This is a genomic window from Pseudoalteromonas sp. H103, assembly GCF_001469205.1.
GTDB classification, from domain to species: domain Bacteria; phylum Pseudomonadota; class Gammaproteobacteria; order Enterobacterales; family Alteromonadaceae; genus Pseudoalteromonas; species Pseudoalteromonas carrageenovora.
The window spans coordinates 86,458-105,404 of record NZ_LOFG01000017.1; the positions used below are offsets into that span (position 1 = coordinate 86,458).

Here is an 18,947-nt window from a genome sequence, read left to right on the forward strand (position 1 = left end):
AATAGCATTGAGTTATTAGTGGTCATGACCGGCCTCCGACTTTTCTAAATCGGCTTTAAACAGGTAGCTGTTCTGGCTGACAATCACATCTGCAATGTGCAGACCTGATAACACTTCAATATTGTAGTTATCTTGTTGACCTAAGGTAACGGGCACGGGACGGTATTCATCACCTTCTTTGACAAACACGACAGAAGCCCCTTCAAACTCTTGAATCGAAGCTTTAGGAACCATCATGGCGACATCAAGTTTGTTGATTGTGACAAGCCCTTTGATAGCCGCGCCAACCGGCCACTGACCTGAGGTATTAGCTATTTTGGCATACGCCAATACATACGGTTTTTCATCTGGCGAGGGTAAGATATGCTGGATAGTGGTTTCTAACGATGAGCCTGCCACACTAAGTTGAACACTTTGCTGCTCTGCAATATCAGAGAGCTGTTGTGGGAAGACTTTAAGCTGTGCCCACACGTCATCATAGTTTGCGATTGAAAATAACACTTGGCCATTAGATAACTCGCCTTCATTGGCATGTCTGGCAATCACGGTGCCTGAAAACGGCGCGGCAACGGGATAACTTTTCAGGCTTTCGTTGGATTCAACTACCGCCAGTGTCTCGCCTTTTTTTACCTTGTTACCTAAGTTTGCATTGACCTTAGTCACCATACCGTCGAATCGTGCACGCACATGACTCAGTGAAGCAGGGTCGGTCACTATATTTCCGTAAACAGTGGTGGTAATATTGAGACTACCCGTTTGCACACTTTGCGTCATTACGCCCATTTTTTGCGCCATGCTATCTGCCATGAATACGCGTTCATCCTTATGGGCTTCCTCTTTACCATGCTCGCCTTCTGATGCTTGTATTGTGGTGCTTGAAAAAAATCCCAACGCACTGCAAACAATGAAAACTAACAGCGTGTTTTGCTTCTTAATTAATATATTTTTGTTCATTTTGTTTTTCTCGAAAAAGAGGTGTTGATCGTATCCACAAGAGGCTGTGCAGTCAGTGATTCGATATCGGCACCACGCTGATGAGCTTGCTTCGCTGATTGAATTAAGGCTTGTTTGGCATTGAGTAGTTCTTGACGTGTACTCACCCATTCAAGGTAGCTGAATCGACCGTTGATATAGGCTTGTTCTACTAATTCCAGCGCTTGAACTAAGGGTGGGATAATAGAGTTTTGCAGTGTCTGTACATTGAGCAGCGCATTGTTTCTGACCATCAAGGCCATATTTAGCTGATGGTATAGGCTTTGCGTCGCTGACTCTTTTTGTTGTTCCAGCTGTGCCTGAATTGCTCGCTGTTTTTCGTACTCGCCAAGATTTCGGTCACCGGCAAACAGAGGCATACTCACGCCTGCTACAAAGGCTGTTTCATCTATGCCATTCATGCGCCTGATACCGGCCGTCCAGCTTAAATCCGATTGATTAGCTGCTTGAGTAAGGCGGACTTGGGAAGCCTGCAATCTCGAACCTTGCGTATAGACCTCAAGATTGGGACTGTCCAATAGAGTGGTGAAAAGCGCGGTTAACGAAGGAGACGATTGCAGCGCAAATAAGTCACCCTCCACATCAGTAAAAGAGGGATCTTTTTCCCCCCACAGAATAGCCAGACTATTTATCATGGCTTGCTTAGTTTGCTGTGCCGTCACCACATCCAGTCTAGCTCTTGCTAAAGCCGCTTCAGCGCGTTTCTGTTCAAATGCAGGGGAAGCACCTGCATCCACCCGTTTTGTGACTGCTTGATAGGTATATCGAGCAAGTGTTTCTGCATCTTTTTGCGCGTCAATTAACGCTTGTTGCGCCAATACATCGATGTAACGACGTGTCACTTCAGCCAGTACATCCAAGGTGTGCACTTGTTTTTGCGCTTCGACTAAGGTGGATTGCGCCTTAGCAAACGCCTTACGTGAATTGAGTTTATTGCCCAATTCAATGACCGACGACAATGTGAGAGTCAGCTCGGTGTCCTTAATGCCCGATACCTCGCCTGTTCCTAAGAAGTTTTCCACTTCAATGCCTACGTTGAGGGCTGGTTTGAGAGAAGCAGTTTTAATTTCTCCCTCAATTGCTTGTTGCTTGTATGTGAACTCATGCAATTCGGGCGAATTCGCTAATGTTCGCTGTATGGCGCTTTGCAAGGTCATTTCGCGATTGGTGATACTGTTTGTTTGTGCTACTACCACGGTGTGTGTTGTCAAAAGAACAAGCATCGTGGAAACCACCCAAGCGTGCAAACGCATAGGGCGACTCAATGAAATATGCATCATTGTTTTATTCCTAAATTATCAAAAATATATATCGCCAAGCAGTTGGCGAACGGTGTTTGATTAGTTCAGGGTTATGCTTTAGGTGGGCGTAGTAATTGCGTGACAGGTGCATCTATTACTTTTGATAAGTAATAGAAACCGTGATGGGTGGCAACCGAAGCCAGTTCAATTGCGGTGTTATTTCCAAGCCATTGGGCATGGGTTCCATGACAGTGACCACAATGGTGGCAATCAGCAGGATTGTGAGAAATATCTACGGGGGCGTTATCAGTATCAAGTTGTTCGTTAGATTGCAGTTGAGCATGCGTCTTCACAGAAGCGGTGTTATCTCCCGCCTGATGTTCATGTATTTCGCTTAGATGTTGCGAGTCGATAGCATGAAAATCCAAGGACTTGGCGACAGCAGAAAACGACTGAAACAAAATCAGCGAAATCAGCAGGTAACTTGTCACCCTTACACTAAACATATCTATCTACTCTCATCTTTTTCATATTAACAGGTAATCGAACTAAGACCAATCGACCAACCGAAACAAAGTATTTCAATCATTACATTACTCATCACGACAATCTTCATTGGCAAATTCAATTTCAATGGTAGTGTGCACAAAATCAAACTCATCAAGACCTTGGCGAAGTTCGTCTTTAAGTGTTCTCAATTGAGAAACCGAAACATCTTGTTTCAACTCCACATGTGCCGTCATGACGCTATGTTCACCGTCCAAAGACCAGATATGAAAATGATGTATATCCGCCACATCATCAAATGACATGAGTACTTTACGCACTTCCTCCATCTGCTTAGCATCGGGCGTGGCTTGCAGGAATAACAATAAGGTTTCTTTTAGATTTCTAACTACATTGAATAAAATGAATAACGTGAAGCCAATGGATAAGATAGGATCTAAAATTGGCCATGGCTTAAACATCAGCACAATCGATACGATCAGCACTGCCACCCAACCCAATACATCTTCAAGTAAATGCCAGTTTAAGATACGTTCGTTTAAGGAATTCCCTTCGCTAAGTTTATACGCAGCAAATCCATTAACGGCGATGCCAAAAATTGACAGGAGTATCATGCCTTCGACTTGCGGCATTTCGGGTGCAGAAAGCCTTGGGATAGCTTCGAATAAGATCCATATTGAGCCAGTCGTTAACACTAACCCGTTAATCAATGCACCAAGAAGTGAAAAGCGTTTATAGCCATAGGAAAATGTATTGGTTGCTTGTTTATCACTGAGTTTATTTAAGCCCCAAGCGGTGCCAATGGATAAACTATCGCCCAAATCATGCACTGCGTCGGCCATAATAGCCGTGCTGTTTGTCAGCCACCCGCCGATAAATTCAATGATAGTGAACACGACATTCAAGAAAAATGCCCAGCCAATACGTTTTGATGCGCTGTTATCACTGTGACTGTGGTTATGATTATGCATGGTTGATTTTGTCCAATATCGCTTGATTTTCAGCACTGATTGGCAGTCGCTTAAAGGGGCTGATGTCAGTGCCACCTGTATTCCCTTTAGGTACAAGGCCGATAGCTGTTTTGGTTGCAGCACCAACTATTCTTATTACTTGTCCAAAAACGGCTCTCCAATCTTTGTTTAGAAGACCGTGTCGCAGCATTTTACAATGAATTAAACAATGATAATAAGTAGAGTGCTGACCAATTACATGCGCATCCTCCAGCGCTGCAAATGCCTGCCTCTCATTATTGTTAGACATTGCATCTGAGTAATCTGTTAATTTGGAATCGATATGTGGCTTAACCGCTTTGTTGTATGTCATAGTGGATCACCCGCTTTACCTTTCTGTACTTCGCTATTAAGTACTTCCTGCTTGGCCCCTTTGAGGATCATCCACGCTCCGCGCAGCACGACAATCGACACAATACAGCCGATAACCAAATCCGGTACTCTGCTATCAAGCCATACCACTAAAACTCCGGCGATAATGACACCCATGTTGGCGATGACATCGTTGGCCGAAAAAATCCAGCTGGCTCGCATATGTACTTCGTCGTTTTTATGATTACGAATGATCACCAAGCAAACGACGTTTGCAATTAGTGCAATGAACCCCATTCCTATCATTAGTGATGAGATAGGCTCACTGCCCAAGAATAACCTTCTGGTAATATCAATAAGAATAATTACGCCCAGCAATAGCTGAAAGTAACCACTGATTTTCGCAGCTTTGGCTTTGTGAAGTATAGATTTGCCCACAGCATAAATACCTATGCCGTATACAACTGCATCCGCTAGCATGTCCATAGAGTCTGCTATTAAAGCAGTAGAGTCAGCCAAAATACCCACGGTCATCTCAACGAAAAACATCGTCGCATTGATGCCGAGCAGCCAATACAGAACCCGTTTTTGTGAGGCATCTTTGATTTCCACTTCACAGCCGCAACCACTCATTGTTCAACTCTTATTCCCAAAACTATAGGTACAGTGTAAAGTCTATACCTAGTATAGAGTCAACAACACAAAGGCACGTTTATGAAAATAGGTGAGCTATCAAAAAAAAGTGGGTGTTCTATTCAGACGATCCGTTTTTATGAAAAACAGGATTTGTTTGAGGCTTGCAATCGCAGTGAAGGCAACTACAGAATTTACGACGCATCATCGTTGAGAGCACTGCGATTCATTAAACAATGTCGCTCATTAGATTTGACCATAATAGAAATTAAACAGCTGTTGGATACAAAAAATAATCCCGATAAAAGTTGTTCTAGTGTGAACAATTTGATCCATCAACATATGGTTGACGTCACGCATCGCATTGCAGAGCTTGAGGAGCTAAAGGCTACCCTATCTGAGATGGCCTCGGCATGCACAGATGATAGAAAAGTTAAAGAATGTGGGGTATTGCAGTTGCTTGAAGAGTGATACTTATATCTACAAGTCTTGTAGTTTACGTTTGCCTAAGGTTTCATAATTGTACATGGTTCGCTAATTGATATTAGATAAAGTAACCAATACACAATAAATAGCTATGTTCGCATTTTTGGGCTAAGCAGTCGTTCGACTGAGGTAGGTCGAATGTCCGTTGATCGCTCAAAGCTGCCTATTTTCTTTTAATTTCCAATTCACAGGTGTCCGGCGTTTTTCAAGTTAGTTGTTGCCTTAAGTTTCAAACTTTTCGTTGGCTGAAGTATAAATCAAAACTCTTTAATTCTTGGTACGGTCTTTTGCTGCCAATATGTTAGCCAGTAGGCGGCTAGTAAACTAGCAATTGAAAGTAAAAGCATAAATATAGCTTTAAGGATGCTACCTCTAGTCGAATCATAAATTAATAGAGGTATTGCAATGAAAGGGAGTGAACCTGCTACAGCTCGATACAGACCTACTAGGTTAAAACCAATTTGGTATGAAGGTGTATGTAATCTGTATTTAAATGTTCTACTAGAATCGGGTAAAGACAAACTGTATTTAGAAATAGCCCAAACAACACTATGCAAAAGAGTTAGTAAATTAAAATAGTATATCAGATGGTCTGGTGGCGTAATCCCTTAGAAAAAGCTAACCGGGCCTTCTACGCCTGAAAAGAGTAAGACTAAAAGGCAGGGAATTGAGCCAAATACAATTGCACAAATAATTTCGTCAAAGAGTAAGTGTGAAGCGGTTTTGTTTTTCGTTGGTTTGCATAATTGTTTTCTATTGTACTTTGAGCTTTAAAATACAATTCAAAAGAAGAATAAAAACTTGTTCAGTAGAGTGCCATTAGCTGTCTTCCTATATATCCCCCCCTTTTATACCTTAAAAGTATAAAATAATTTAAGGGAAGTATCGTGCGATAAATGTGCGACATATATTTAAAAATGCTAAGTTAATAGTGCGATAAAGAAGAGAGTTTAATTTATAACAAGTTGAAACAAATAGAATTTAAATGGTCGGTATGGAGAGATTCGAACTCTCGACCCCTGCCACCCCATGACAGTGCGCTACCAAGCTGCGCCACATACCGAACGTTGTTTGCAATAGTACGTATATTTTTTTAAAAATCAATAAGTGTTTGTTTGTTTGCGTGTTTATTGCGCAAAAGAGCGTGTAGCCGCAATTGCGCAAGGTTAGTTATTAGTCTTTATTTAACCATTGTTTGATCGACTCATACATCTCATCACGTATTAACGGCTGCGCTTTTTTGTTAGGGTGTAATCCGTCGTTTTGCATTAAATCGCTTTGTCCTGCAATATTTAATACAAAAAAATCCATAAGGTAAGCGTTTGTATTTTCACTTACTTGTGTAAAACTGTCGGTGAACATTTTACTGTAGCGTGGACCGTAATTTGGGGGAATGTAAATTTCCATTAAGGCGGTCATCGCATTGGCAGCTTGGCTTTTTTCGATAAGCGAAGTTAAGTTAGCTTGCATTTTATTAACCGGAAAACCACGTAAGCCGTCGTTAGCACCAAGCTCTATAAGTACATGAGTAGGCTCGTATTGCTCAAGTAAAGCATCGAGGCGGCGCAGAGCTCCACCGGAAGTTTCGCCACTAATACTGGCATTTATTAATTCGATATTACTTTGCTCTGCATCGTATTTATCTTGTAACAATTTGACCCAGCCTTGTTCTTGTTTAAGTCCGTAGGCTGCGCTTAAACTGTCACCGAGTATTAAAATCGTGTTGTCGGCTGCTGCGCTCAGTGGCTTGGTAACTAAAAATAAAATGAATACAAAACGTAGGATTGAATGAGTCATATGTCAGCGCTTTCTCAATTAAATATAATTCAAGTAAATGGTTTGTCTAAAGTGGTCTCTACCTTTGAAGGCGAGCTGCCCATCCTCAGCGACATCAGCTTTAATGTCAAGCATGGCGAGTCGGTTGCGGTTGTTGGTACGTCGGGTTCTGGTAAATCTACGTTGCTTAGTTTATTAGCCGGGCTTGATACAGCAAGCAGCGGTGAAATATTTTTAGACGGTGCACCGCTTCATAATTTAGACGAAGAGCAGCGCGCAGCACTTAGAGCGGAAAAAGTGGGCTTTGTTTTTCAATCTTTTATGTTGGTGCAAAGTTTAACCGCGCTTGAAAACGTTATGCTGCCGGCAGAGCTTGCAGGCGAAAGCGATGCAAAAGAGCAAGCGCTTGCGTTACTTGAAAAAGTAGGGCTTAGCCACCGTGTTGATCATTATCCGTCGCAGCTATCTGGTGGTGAGCAGCAGCGTGTAGCAATTGCGCGAGCATTCATTGGCACACCTAAAATTCTTTTTGCTGATGAGCCTTCGGCTAATTTAGATAGTAAAAACGGCAAAATGATTGAATCACTTTTATTTGATTTAAACACTCAGCACGGCACTACACTTATTTTAGTAACGCACGATGAAGCACTTGCACAAAAGTGTGAACATATTATTCAAATAGAAGCCGGATTACTTGTTAAAAGTGAAGCTGAGGATACTGCAAATGTGGGCTAAGTTAGCGCTTAAATTATTTGCGCGAGAGTTTAGACGTGGCGAGCTTACTGTTATAAGCGCAGCAATTGCGCTTGCTGTATTAACAGTGCTTACGCTTTCTATGGTTACTGAGCGAATAGCACAAAGTATTGCACAAAAAAGTAGTGCGTTTATAGCCGCCGACCGTGTACTTGCAAGTGCTCATACACTCGATACTGCTTTTATTACTAAAGCAAAAGAGCAAAACCTGCAAACAGCACAAATGGTTTATTTTGATACCATGCTTTTTGCAAACGACGAAATGCAGTTTAGCTCAGTAAAAGCGGCTTCAAACGAATACCCGTTAAAAGGGCAACTAAAAGTTAAAGACAGCCTAATGGGTGAAACCGTTATTGCCCAGGGTGGGCCTGCACCTGGCAATGTGTGGTTAAGTGAGTCAGTTTTTTATAGCTTAAATATTGATATAGGCGCACAAGTAGAGCTAGGGGCAGCCCTATTTAATGTTGAAAAAGTAATTGTTGAAGAGCCTGATGCGCCATTCAATGTGTTTTCGAGTAGTCGTCGTGTATTAATAAACATTGCTGATGTGCCAAAAACAGAGGTTATTCAGCCTGGTAGCCGTGTTTATTACCGCCAGCTTTACGCTGGTGATGAAGCCGATATAAATAGCTTTTACGAATGGTTAAAGCCGCAAATGGCTGAAAACCAGCAGTGGTACGGTGTTAAAGACCGCCAATCGCCAATTTCAAATAGCTTAAACCGCGCAGAGAGTTTTTTATTATTAGCCAGTTTACTGGGTATTATTTTAGCCGCAGTGGCAATTGCAGTATCAGCAAAACGGTATTGTGAGCGCCAGTACGACCCCGTAGCGATGATGAAAACGCTAGGAGGAAGCCGTTCAACTATACGTAAAATATACATGCTGCATTTGCTTTTAGTGTGTGCAATGGCAGTGTCTATCGGTTTATTAATTGGTTACGGCTTACAAGAAATTGCAACAAGCTATTTATCAAAGAGTATGGGAATGGAGCTGCCTTTAGGTGGGTTTAAACCGTGGTTAATCGCTATAAGCACAGGCGTAATATGTGCAGTTATGTTTTCTATTAAGCCGTTATTTGATTTATTTGATATTCCGCCGCTTAGAGTACTGCGCCGTAATTTAGGTGATCAGTTAGCAGTAAGCCGAATGCATTTAGGTATGAGTGCGCTAACGGTTTTTTTATTAATGTGGCTTTTTAGTAACAATATAAAAATTACCCTTATTTTATTTGTGTCTACTTTAGCGCTTATTGGTGTATTATTTTTACTGTCTAAACTTATATTTGGCGGTGGGCGTAAACTGGGTTTAAAACCGGGTAACAGCTGGTCTTTGGCTATTGCGTCTATTCAAAAGCGTGCAAACGTAAATGCTGTGCAGCTTATTAGTTTTTCGTTAGCGATTAAATTATTGTTGTTTTTAATTGTACTTAAAAACGACATGATTTCTGATTGGCAATCACAGCTTCCAGCTGATGCGCCTAATGCCTTTTTAGTGAATATTACTCAAAATGAGCTTGAGCCAGTAAATGAATATTTAGCGCAAAATGATATTCAGGTGTCAGACTTTTACCCAACCATTCGTGGGCGTGTAAATGCGGTAAATGGCGAGTTGGTTGCACGTAAAATATCGCTGCAAGACAACGAGAAAAAAGACGAAGAAGCTCGCTCGGGTATTGGCCGTGAGCTAAACCTAACGTGGCTTGAAGACGTACCAGCGCAAAACGAAATTATAGAAGGGCAGTGGTTTGGCGAAGGTGCAGTAGGTGAAGCATCGGTTGAGGAGTCAATGTTAGAACGTTTAGACGTTGAAATAGGCGACACCTTAACGTTTTTAATTGGTGCGCAGTCGTTTGACGCTAAAATTACCAGTGTCCGCAAAGTAAATTGGGCGACGCTAAAACCTAACTTTTTTATAATTTTAAGCCCCGACGTACTTAAAGACTTTCCGGCGACTTATATTTCATCGGTGCGTATAGAGCCTGAGCAAAAACGAGACTTTAGCCAGCTATTACGTACTTACCCAACAATAACCGCAATTGATGTTGATAACTTTGTTAAACAAATTCAATCAACTATTCAGCAAGTGTCGTTAGCTATTGGGTTTGTACTTGCCATAGTTGTACTGTGTGGTGCGCTAGTGCTTATATCGCAAGTACAGGCAAGTCTAGGTGAGCGTATGCAAGAAATTGTAATTTTGCGAACGCTGGGTGCTAAAGGACGTTTAATTAAAAATGCGACGTTATATGAGTTTTTATTATTGGGTGCTTTAGCGGGTTTTGTTGCGGCACTATTTAGTGATGTAGCGCTTTTAATTGTGCAGCAGCAAATGTTTGACCTAGCAGGTAAATTACACCCCGCTATTTGGCTTATAGGGCCTGTATCGGGTGGTGTATTTGTGGCCGCGCTTGGCTACTTTATGATTGCCCGTAAACTTAAACAAAATACTCAAGGGTTAGTTCGCGCATTAGCGTAAGCTATACTTTGAAACACTAAACGCCCACTTAATTTGTGGGCGTTTTTGTTTTTGTTTTTACTTGTTACTGGTAATTTATACAGTGCTCTGGCATTATTAGCATAATTAAAAAATAACAATAATGGAGCCCTTTTTGGCTATTATTTTAGGGATAGATCCTGGCTCACGATTAACCGGTTATGGTGTTGTGGCGCATCAGGGCGCTAAGTTTACTTACTTAGGCAGTGGCTGCATAAAATTGGCCGATCATCCTTTTCCTATCAGGCTTAAAATGATTTACCAAGGGATCACGCAATTAATTGAGCAATTTTCGCCAGAAACTTTCGCCATCGAAAAAGTATTTATGGCACACAATCCCGATTCGGCTTTAAAACTAGGCCAAGCGCGAGGAGCCGCTATTGTAGGTGCTTCTATGGCTGATTTACCGGTATTTGAATATTCAGCAAGGCAAATTAAACAAGCCGTGGTGGGTAACGGCGGCGCCGATAAATCGCAAGTACAACATATGGTAAAAAATATTTTAAAATTACCAGGTACGCCTCAGGCTGATGCAGCCGATGCACTTGCTATTGCTATTTGCCATGCTCACTCAGAACAAAATTTAATTAAACTAGCGGGTAGCGCAAGCAAAACCGTTAGAGGACGTTTAAGGAAATAATTATGATTGGCCGCTTAAATGGCATTTTAGTCGAAAAACAACCACCCGAAATTTTATTAGAAGTAAGCGGTGTAGGTTACGAAGTTCAAATGCCAATGACCTGCTTTTATGACTTACCAAACATTGGCGAAAATGCGATTGTTTATACTCATTTTGTAGTGCGCGAAGATGCACAGTTATTATTTGGATTTAATAATAAAACGGAACGTGCACTATTCAGAGAGCTATTAAAAGCTAACGGAGTAGGGCCTAAACTCGGGTTAGCTATATTATCGGGCATGTCGGCTAAGCAATTTGTGAGCTGTGTAAATAACGAAGATGCTACTTCTTTAGTTAAGCTACCTGGTGTTGGTAAAAAAACAGCTGAGCGCCTAGTACTTGAGATGAAAGACCGATTAAAAGATTGGGGCAATGATTTATTTACACCATTTAGCGACAGTGCCGTTATTGAGCCTATGAGCGATGCCACAATTGCTAATAATGCCGCCGATGATGCGGTATCAGCATTGGTTGCACTTGGTTATAAATTGCCACAAGCGCAAAAAGCAGTAAAATCGGTTAGTAAACCAGATATGTCTACTGAGGTTCTTATTAAAGAATCTTTAAAATCAATGTTGTGAGTAACCCATGATTGAAGCGGATCGCTTAATTGACGCGACAGAAAAAACTAACGAAGACACCATCGATCGTGCAATAAGGCCAAAACTGTTAGCCGACTACCGAGGTCAGCCACATGTTAAGCAGCAAATGGAAATATTTATAGAAGCTGCTCGTAGCCGAGGCGAAGCGCTCGATCATTTATTAATATTTGGCCCGCCTGGCTTAGGTAAAACCACGCTTGCTAACATTGTTGCTAATGAACTTAACGTAAGCATTAAAACAACCTCAGGCCCTGTACTTGAAAAAGCCGGCGACTTAGCTGCGTTACTTACCAACCTTGAAGAGGGCGATGTACTGTTTATTGATGAAATACACAGGCTAAGCCCACAAGTTGAAGAAATACTTTACCCTGCAATGGAAGATTACCAACTTGATATTATGATAGGTGAAGGCCCAGCTGCGCGTTCTATTAAATTAGATTTACCTGCATTTACGCTTATTGGTGCGACTACGCGAGCAGGATCGCTAACGTCACCGCTTAGAGACCGCTTTGGCATTGTGCAGCGTCTAGAATTTTACTCAGTAGCCGACTTATCACATATTGTAGGGCGCTCAGCACATTACCTCGATTTAGAAATGTGCGACGACGGCGCAACTGAAATTGCAAAGCGCTCGCGTGGTACGCCACGTATTGCCAACCGTTTACTTCGCCGCGTACGCGACTACACACAAGTAAAGTCAGACGGGACAGTAAATGCAAGTGTTGCTGAGCAAGCGCTTGATATGATTGACGTTGATAAAAGCGGCTTTGATTACATGGACCGTAAATACTTACTCGCCATTATAGAGAAGTTTATGGGTGGGCCCGTTGGGCTTGATAACTTAGCAGCCGCCATCGGTGAAGAAAAAGAAACCATTGAAGATGTCATAGAGCCTTTTTTAATTCAGCAAGGCTTTATTCAGCGTACTCCACGCGGGCGAATTGTGTCTGACAATGCTTATCATCATTTTGGTTTACTCCCAAAACAAGATTAAATTAATTTAGTAGCCTGCTATAGTAAATGTAGCGGGCTGCATCCCTTCTTATTTGTAAATTCTTTATAAACTTACTCAGCTTTCATCCACTTTGTTGCAAATGTAATCAAAAAATTAAAATCAGTTTGTAATTCACTTAACGTTAAGACTGGCGTGGCTATGCTGCGTACCATTAATACCAATCAGCATTAATACTTTATCAATTTAAGAGATTAAACTTAGGCTAACAGTGTTAAAACTTTTAGCTTGTTATCAGCGCATTTTTATCTCGCAAGGGATAGCTTAATTTTTTTGGTATAAACGTTTAATCGATATGGAAAATCCATATTGAGTAACTACAAATTGTGCTGTTTACAATGAGTACATGCCAAATTGGTCGTAAAATTTAGGCAAAAAAAAGCCCGCATATAATGCGGGCAAACAACAAGTTGAAGGAAGTAATCCAGGGGAACTACGTTTTACTTAATGTTGGTTTTATCCAAAAAGAGTAAAACAATGTAATACGATAAAATATCCTATTACTAAGAACTCGACTTAACGAAAAATCTTTCATTTAGTGCGTCAGCTCGGTATGGGAGAATAATACGTAAGATTGCTTTTTTATTCAAACTAGAAAATTTGCATTTTCAGATTAAAAAAACTAATGCTATGAGTTTTATCGTTGTTTTAAATTTGTGCGTTAATTAATCGTTAATTTTATAAGTGGATGAAAATTATAACTTAAGTAATATTTTTCATTCTAGCTCAGTATTAGTTTTACTATTACGATTAGGTTGCTCAAAAGTGGTTTTGAGTGTTTATGCGCTAAAATTGAATAAACGGTGCATTTTATGACGTTTAAGGCATATATTTAAGCATTTTAACCGCATTAAAATAACAAACTGGGTTTTATAAAAACCTAATAAAGATACAAAAGCATAATAAAGATGATTTTTAACGTTTTTTGTTGCTTATTCATAGCAATATCGTTGTCAGCTTGAAATGGACTAGATACACTAGATGCAACTTTTGACCGCGTAGACGGTCGTATTTACACAAATGAACCAATTTGCCGTATTTTGAAATTATTTAGGAGTTTAACGTGGGATCAGGGCTTAATTTTTTAGATCTAATTCTAGAAGCCAGTTTGCTTGTTCAGTTAGTGATGTTAGGGCTAGTTGCCATGTCGGTTATGTCGTGGGCGATTATTTTTCAGCGCAAAAAAGCGATATCAGATGCGTTAGCTAATGCTAAAAAGTTTGAACAAAAATTTTGGTCAGGTATTGACCTAAGCAAACTGTACAACGAAATTTCGTCGCGTAGTGGTCAATCTCATGGTATTGAAGCGCTATTTACGGCAGGCTTTAAAGAGTTTGCACGCCATAAAAAGAATACATTTCAAAGCGCAGGCATTGTTATGGAAGGTACGCACCGCTCAATGCGCGTTGCGCTATCTCGCGAGATTGAAAAAATAGAATCAAGTTTATCGTTTTTAGCAACTGTTGGCTCTATTAGTCCATATATAGGCTTATTTGGTACTGTATGGGGTATTATGAATGCCTTTATTGCACTAGGCGAAGTTAAACAAGCAACATTACAAATGGTAGCACCAGGTATTGCTGAAGCATTGATTGCAACTGCAATGGGTTTATTTGCGGCTATTCCGGCAGTTATTGCATACAACCGCTTTTCTAATAAAGTTGAAAAACTAGAATCTCATTACATTAACTTTATGGAAGAGTTTGCAAATATTTTACACCGTCAAGCAGCTACCCAAATAGAGGCTCAAGCGAATGTATCAGCGTAAAAAGCGCCGTCCGGTCGCAGAAATTAATGTAGTACCTTACATTGATGTAATGTTGGTATTGCTAATAATATTTATGGCTACAGCACCCCTTATTACTCATGGTGTGAAAGTAGATTTACCAAAAATGGAAGAGTCGGATTTAGTAGATACTAAAGACACGCCACCAATTATTGCGTCAATTGATTCAGCGGGTAAGTACTATGTAAGTATAGGCACCGATCCTGAAGAGCCAATGGAAGCATTAGATGTAGCTGCCGTTATTAAGTTACAACTAATGAAAAATCCTGATGTGCCGGTAATGATTAAAGGCTCAGGTAAGGTATCGTACCAAGAAGTATTGTTATTAATGGACTTTTTAAAGAATGCTGGCGTACCATCTGTGGGTTTAATGACGGAATCCTTTGAGGGGACACAGTAGTAACATGAATAGTTCTATAATCAAGTCAGTACTTTTACATTTGGGGTTGGGTGGTTTTTTGTGGGCAACTGCAAACATTCATCCACCTGCGCCAAAAGTAATGGAAGTTACACTTAATTCGGCTATTCCAACGCCTGAAAAAGCAGTATCGGCAGTAACGGTTGATCAAAAGCAAGTTGAGCAAAAGATTGCTGAACTTCAAAAGAAAGAAGATGCTAAAAAAAGTGCAGAAGATAAACGTATTCGCGATTTAGAACGTCGAGCGGCTAATGCACGAAAGCAACGTGAAACCGAAGCGCGTAATATTAAAAAATTAGAGCAACAGCGTAAGGCGAAAGAGAAAGAAAAAGCCCAAGCTGAGGCTGAAGCTAAAAAAGCACGTGCAATTGAGCAAAAAGAGCGTGCTAAAGCTAAACAAGCTGAAAAGCAAAAGCAAGAAGCTGAAACTGCAGCTAAAGCCGCAGCCGACAAACGCAAAGCTGAAGAAGAGGCACTTAAAAAAGCAGAAGCAGAGCGTAAAAAACGTGAAGCCGAAGCAAAAGAACGCGCTAAAGAAGCAGAGCGTAAGCGTCAGCAAGCATTGCAAGAGCAAATGTTACAAGAGCAACTTGCCAAAGAGCAGGCGGCCCGTAGTAAAATACGTCAACAGCAAGTAGTAAGTGAAGTTGATAAATACCGTGCTTTAATTATGGCGCGTATACAGCAAAACTTACTTATTGATGAAAAAATGAAAAACCAACAGTGCCGTGTAAATATTCGTTTAGGCTTTAATGGTTTAGTAACGCAAGTTAAATCGTTAGGCGGCGATAAGTTAGTGTGTGAAGCTGCATTGAGAGCCGTGCGCATGGCCGACACATTACCGGTATCTAAAGATAAAGACGTATTCGAACAACTTAAGAATATTAATTTAACAATCAAGCCAGAATTTTAAAGGAATGATATGTTCAACAAAATAAAAATAGCCTGTTTAGTTTTACTGTTTGGGTTTGTAGGTGTTGCTAATGCCGCGCTTGAAATTGTAATAACAGAAGGTGTAGATGGTGCAAGACCCATTGCGATTGTGCCTTTTAAATACCAAGGTGTTGGCCCAATTCCTGAAAAGTTAAGCAATGTTATTGCTGCCGATTTAATGCGCAGTGGTAAATTTAAGCCAGTTGATGTGGCGCAAATGCCTCAGCAACCAAATAAAGATGGCGAAATTGATTACGCCTCGTGGGTTAATAAAGGTGTAGAGGCTATATTAGTAGGTGAAGTAGAGCAGCAAACTGATGGGCGCTACTTAGTACGTTATGAATTAGTAGATGTAATACGCGGCCAAATTACTGGCGGTAATACACAAATGATGAGTAACGGTAAATTAATTAAAAGCCAAGACCATATATTAGAAGCGCGTGAGAGTGTGATTGGTGAAAACGGTTTTCGTCGATACTCACACCGTATAAGTGACGTGATTTACGAAAAGCTAACTGGCGAAAAAGGTGCCTTTTTAACTAAAATTGCTTATGTGATAGTACGTGATGAAGACTCTAAGCCTTATCAGCTTGTGGTTGCTGATTACGACGGTTTTAACGAACAAGTATTACTGCGTTCAAAAGAGCCGTTGATGTCGCCAGCTTGGTCACCAGATGGCACTAAATTAGCTTATGTAACGTTTGAAAACCGTCAAAGCCAAATTTATATTCAAGATATATACACAGGTAAGCGCGAAATTATTGCAAGTTACCGTGGTATTAATGGTGCGCCGCAGTTTTCGCCAGATGGTAAAAAGTTATTATTAGTACTTTCTAAAGATAAAACAGGTGCAACCGAAGTTTATTTACTTGACTTGGCTACGCGTAAAGAAACACGCCTTACACGTCATCGTAGTATAGATACTGAACCATCTTGGTATCCAAATGGTCAAGATATTGTGTTTACATCTGAAAGGGGTGGTAATGCCCAGATTTATAAGTTAAATTTAAAAACTGGTAGGTCAAATCGATTGACCTTTGACGGTGACATGAACCTTGCAGGTTCTATAACACCGGACGGTAAAGAATTAGTGATGGTTAACCGTACCAACGGGCAGTACCATCTTGCTAAGAAAGAGCTGGCTACAGGTGCGTTTCAAGTATTAACAAGAACACGCCTAGATGAATCACCGAGCATAGCGCCAAACGGTTCGATGATTATTTATAGCACGCTTCATAATAATAAACAGGTACTCGCGCTGGTATCGATGGACGGCCGCTTTAAAGCACGCTTACCTGTGCTAGACGGACAAGTAAAGGCGCCAGCTTGGTCGCCATATTTACAGTAATATTACTGGTTTACTCAAAATAGGAATCTACTCAATGCAACTTAACAAAATACTTAAAGGCCTGCTAATTGCTGTGCCAGTAATGACACTAGCAGCTTGTAGCTCATCTTCAGATATCGACGAAGGCGCTGCAAATCAATCAAATCAAGGTGTTGTTGAGCAATCAACAAACAACGATACTGTTGAAGTAGCTACAATCTCTCCTGAGCAACAAGCAGAAGAGCAACTTCGTCAAAAGTACGAAGCACTACGTCAAGAGCAAGTAATCTACTTTGATTTTGATAAAGCCACTGTTGAGGGCAAGTACGCAGAATTACTTCGCGCACACGCTGAGTTTTTAGTTCAAAACCCTTCAGTTAAAGTATTAATCGAAGGTCACGCTGATGAGCGCGGTACACCTGAGTACAACATTGCACTAGGTGAGCACCGTGGCCAAGCAGTTGAAAAATACCTACAAAGTTTAGGTGTTTCAGCTAGCCAAATGTCAGTAGTAAGCTACGGTGAAGAGAAGCCAATGGTTAAGTCTCGCACTGAATCAGCTTTCGCTAAAAACCGCCGTGCGGTACTAGTTTACTAAGATAAGAGATATTATGAAGCCGAAAATTATTTTGGCAGCCATGATATTGAGCGGGAGCACCCAGTTAATGGCTGCTCCCGCTCCTGTTTCAGAAGCTGCAAGTTCACAATCGAGTATTGAGAAACGCCTAGCATCGCTTGAAAACATGATGCAGTCGCGCAACTTATTACAGTTAGAGTTACAACAACAGCTTAATTTGCTACAAGACGAAGTAAGTCAAATTCGTGGTGTAACAGAAGAGCAAAGCTATAAACTTGAAAAAGTATTGCAGCGCCAGCGTGAGTTGTATCAAGAAATTGAAAACCGTGTAAGCCAAGCTTATACACAGCCTACTGCAGCGCCTACAACCGACTACACGCAGCCAAGTGATGCACAGACCTACAGTAACGATTTATCTGAAAACGAAGCTTACGAGCGTGCTGTTGCGTTAATAATGAAAGATAAGCGCTATGATCAAGCGATCCCTGAATTTCAAACGTTTTTAACGACCTACCCAAATTCGGTTTATGCGTCTAACGCGCATTACTGGTTAGGCCAATTACTAACAATTAAAAATGAAGGTGTAAAAGCAAGCGAGCATTTTAAAGTGGTAGTAAATGAATTTCCAAATTCAAATAAACGCCCAGATGCAATGTTAAAGTTAGGCTCACTTTTACAAGATCAAGGTTTAACGGCTGAGGCACAAAAAATACTGAGTGATCTTATCAATCAGTACCCAAGTACAACTGCTGCAAAGCTAGCAACTGATCGTTTAGGGAACTAAAGTTCACTAACGATTAAATTGCCTATTTAGGCCAGCAAACTACATGGAAACTCTCGGTGAATCTTGTATTTGCATGTAGTTTGAGCACAAACGCTTTAATTTTGTGCATCTAGGCATAAAAACTTAAAAAAAGAGACAATTTCGGTTGCACTCATTTTATAAATAAGTATTATAAGCGCCCGCAGCAAACGAATGGTTACCCCACTCGAAATGCGGCAAAAAGAGCGGGTTATTAGCTCAGTTGGTAGAGCAGTTGACTTTTAATCAATTGGTCGATGGTTCGAATCCATCATAACCCACCATTTTTTTAAATGGTCTTTTATCGGCGGATTTACGTACAGTACCAAGTTGCTATAAATGCAGCGTCAGAGCGGGTCATTAGCTCAGTTGGTAGAGCAGTTGACTTTTAATCAATTGGTCGATGGTTCGAATCCATCATGACCCACCATTTTTATTCTTTTTGAATAAATGATGGTTTCAATCGGCGGATTTACGTAGCTTCATTCTTTATAGAATAAGTGCATAGAGCGGGTTATTAGCTCAGTTGGTAGAGCAGTTGACTTTTAATCAATTGGTCGATGGTTCGAATCCATCATAACCCACCATTCTTTATTCTGATGAATACAG

General features: G+C 40.8%; 19 protein-coding genes and 4 tRNA genes. 15 read left to right on the forward strand and 8 right to left on the reverse strand.

Going from position 1 to position 18,947, the window contains the following annotated elements; translation table 11 throughout:
• Positions 1–15: 15 nt before the first annotated feature.
• From ATS74_RS14775 to ATS74_RS14800, 6 genes are all read right to left on the reverse strand, one after another.
• Complete coding sequence (locus tag ATS74_RS14775) at positions 16–954, reverse strand: efflux RND transporter periplasmic adaptor subunit (RefSeq protein WP_058549642.1); 939 nt, start codon at positions 952–954, stop codon at positions 16–18.
• Positions 951–2,273, reverse strand: coding sequence for a TolC family protein (locus ATS74_RS14780; RefSeq protein WP_180270423.1), 1,323 nt, complete (start codon positions 2,271–2,273; stop codon positions 951–953). The genes ATS74_RS14775 and ATS74_RS14780 overlap by 4 nt, the downstream gene beginning before the upstream one ends.
• A 71-nt stretch (positions 2,274–2,344) precedes the next feature.
• Positions 2,345–2,740, reverse strand: a complete 396-nt coding sequence (locus ATS74_RS14785; protein ID WP_058549643.1) for a hypothetical protein — start codon at positions 2,738–2,740, stop codon at positions 2,345–2,347.
• A gap of 87 nt (positions 2,741–2,827) precedes the next feature.
• The gene (locus tag ATS74_RS14790; RefSeq protein WP_058549644.1) at positions 2,828–3,712 is read right to left on the reverse strand and encodes a cation diffusion facilitator family transporter; all 885 of its coding nucleotides are present in this window, start codon (positions 3,710–3,712) and stop codon (positions 2,828–2,830) included.
• Positions 3,705–4,064: a DUF3703 domain-containing protein gene (locus ATS74_RS14795; protein ID WP_058549645.1), complete on the reverse strand. Its 360-nt coding sequence runs from the start codon at positions 4,062–4,064 to the stop codon at positions 3,705–3,707. Before ATS74_RS14795 ends, ATS74_RS14790 begins: the two co-directional genes overlap by 8 nt.
• The gene (locus ATS74_RS14800; protein ID WP_058549646.1) at positions 4,061–4,696 is read right to left on the reverse strand and encodes a cation transporter; all 636 of its coding nucleotides are present in this window, start codon (positions 4,694–4,696) and stop codon (positions 4,061–4,063) included. The genes ATS74_RS14795 and ATS74_RS14800 overlap by 4 nt, the downstream gene beginning before the upstream one ends.
• Before the next feature lie 81 nt (positions 4,697–4,777).
• Between ATS74_RS14800 and cadR the strand changes: the two genes are divergently transcribed.
• Positions 4,778–5,167: a Cd(II)/Pb(II)-responsive transcriptional regulator gene (gene cadR / locus ATS74_RS14805; protein WP_058549647.1), complete on the forward strand. Its 390-nt coding sequence runs from the start codon at positions 4,778–4,780 to the stop codon at positions 5,165–5,167.
• A gap of 1,001 nt (positions 5,168–6,168) precedes the next feature.
• Here cadR and ATS74_RS14810 read toward each other — a convergent pair.
• Positions 6,169–6,245: transfer RNA gene (locus ATS74_RS14810), tRNA-Pro, on the reverse strand.
• A 110-nt stretch (positions 6,246–6,355) separates the two neighbouring features.
• On the reverse strand, positions 6,356–6,979 hold the full coding sequence (locus ATS74_RS14815; protein ID WP_058549648.1) for an arylesterase: 624 nt from the start codon (positions 6,977–6,979) through the stop codon (positions 6,356–6,358).
• Here ATS74_RS14815 and ATS74_RS14820 point away from each other — a divergent pair, their 5' ends adjacent.
• The 14 genes from ATS74_RS14820 (at position 6,980) to ATS74_RS14885 (ending at position 18,925) form a co-directional block, all read left to right on the forward strand.
• Positions 6,980–7,693, forward strand: a complete 714-nt coding sequence (locus ATS74_RS14820; RefSeq protein ID WP_058549649.1) for an ABC transporter ATP-binding protein — start codon at positions 6,980–6,982, stop codon at positions 7,691–7,693.
• Positions 7,683–10,184 (forward strand): ABC transporter permease, encoded by a 2,502-nt coding sequence (locus ATS74_RS14825; RefSeq protein WP_058549650.1) that lies wholly within the window; start codon positions 7,683–7,685, stop codon positions 10,182–10,184. Before ATS74_RS14820 ends, ATS74_RS14825 begins: the two co-directional genes overlap by 11 nt.
• Positions 10,185–10,317: 133 nt before the next feature.
• Entirely contained in the window at positions 10,318–10,842 is a 525-nt protein-coding gene (gene ruvC / locus ATS74_RS14830; protein ID WP_058549799.1) for a crossover junction endodeoxyribonuclease RuvC, read from the forward strand.
• Between the two features lie 2 nt (positions 10,843–10,844).
• Positions 10,845–11,462, forward strand: a complete 618-nt coding sequence (ruvA, locus tag ATS74_RS14835; protein ID WP_058549651.1) for a Holliday junction branch migration protein RuvA — start codon at positions 10,845–10,847, stop codon at positions 11,460–11,462.
• A 7-nt stretch (positions 11,463–11,469) separates the two neighbouring features.
• On the forward strand, positions 11,470–12,477 hold the full coding sequence (gene ruvB / locus ATS74_RS14840; protein ID WP_058549652.1) for a Holliday junction branch migration DNA helicase RuvB: 1,008 nt from the start codon (positions 11,470–11,472) through the stop codon (positions 12,475–12,477).
• Positions 12,478–13,558: 1,081 nt separating this feature from the next.
• The gene (tolQ, locus tag ATS74_RS14845; protein ID WP_058549653.1) at positions 13,559–14,263 is read left to right on the forward strand and encodes a protein TolQ; all 705 of its coding nucleotides are present in this window, start codon (positions 13,559–13,561) and stop codon (positions 14,261–14,263) included.
• On the forward strand, positions 14,250–14,681 hold the full coding sequence (tolR, locus tag ATS74_RS14850; RefSeq protein WP_004587274.1) for a protein TolR: 432 nt from the start codon (positions 14,250–14,252) through the stop codon (positions 14,679–14,681). The genes tolQ and tolR overlap by 14 nt, the downstream gene beginning before the upstream one ends.
• Before the next feature lie 4 nt (positions 14,682–14,685).
• Positions 14,686–15,612, forward strand: coding sequence for a cell envelope integrity protein TolA (gene tolA / locus ATS74_RS14855; protein WP_058549654.1), 927 nt, complete (start codon positions 14,686–14,688; stop codon positions 15,610–15,612).
• Positions 15,613–15,621: 9 nt separating this feature from the next.
• Entirely contained in the window at positions 15,622–16,980 is a 1,359-nt protein-coding gene (tolB, locus tag ATS74_RS14860) for a Tol-Pal system beta propeller repeat protein TolB (RefSeq protein ID WP_058549655.1), read from the forward strand.
• 34 nt (positions 16,981–17,014) lie between these two features.
• Positions 17,015–17,557, forward strand: coding sequence for a peptidoglycan-associated lipoprotein Pal (pal, locus tag ATS74_RS14865; protein WP_058549656.1), 543 nt, complete (start codon positions 17,015–17,017; stop codon positions 17,555–17,557).
• Between the two features lie 13 nt (positions 17,558–17,570).
• Positions 17,571–18,320, forward strand: coding sequence for a tol-pal system protein YbgF (gene ybgF / locus ATS74_RS14870; protein ID WP_058549657.1), 750 nt, complete (start codon positions 17,571–17,573; stop codon positions 18,318–18,320).
• Between the two features lie 226 nt (positions 18,321–18,546).
• Positions 18,547–18,622 (forward strand) — tRNA-Lys (locus ATS74_RS14875).
• 70 nt (positions 18,623–18,692) lie between these two features.
• A tRNA-Lys gene (locus ATS74_RS14880) sits at positions 18,693–18,768 on the forward strand.
• An 81-nt stretch (positions 18,769–18,849) separates the two neighbouring features.
• Positions 18,850–18,925: transfer RNA gene (locus ATS74_RS14885), tRNA-Lys, on the forward strand.
• Positions 18,926–18,947: the final 22 nt, after the last annotated feature.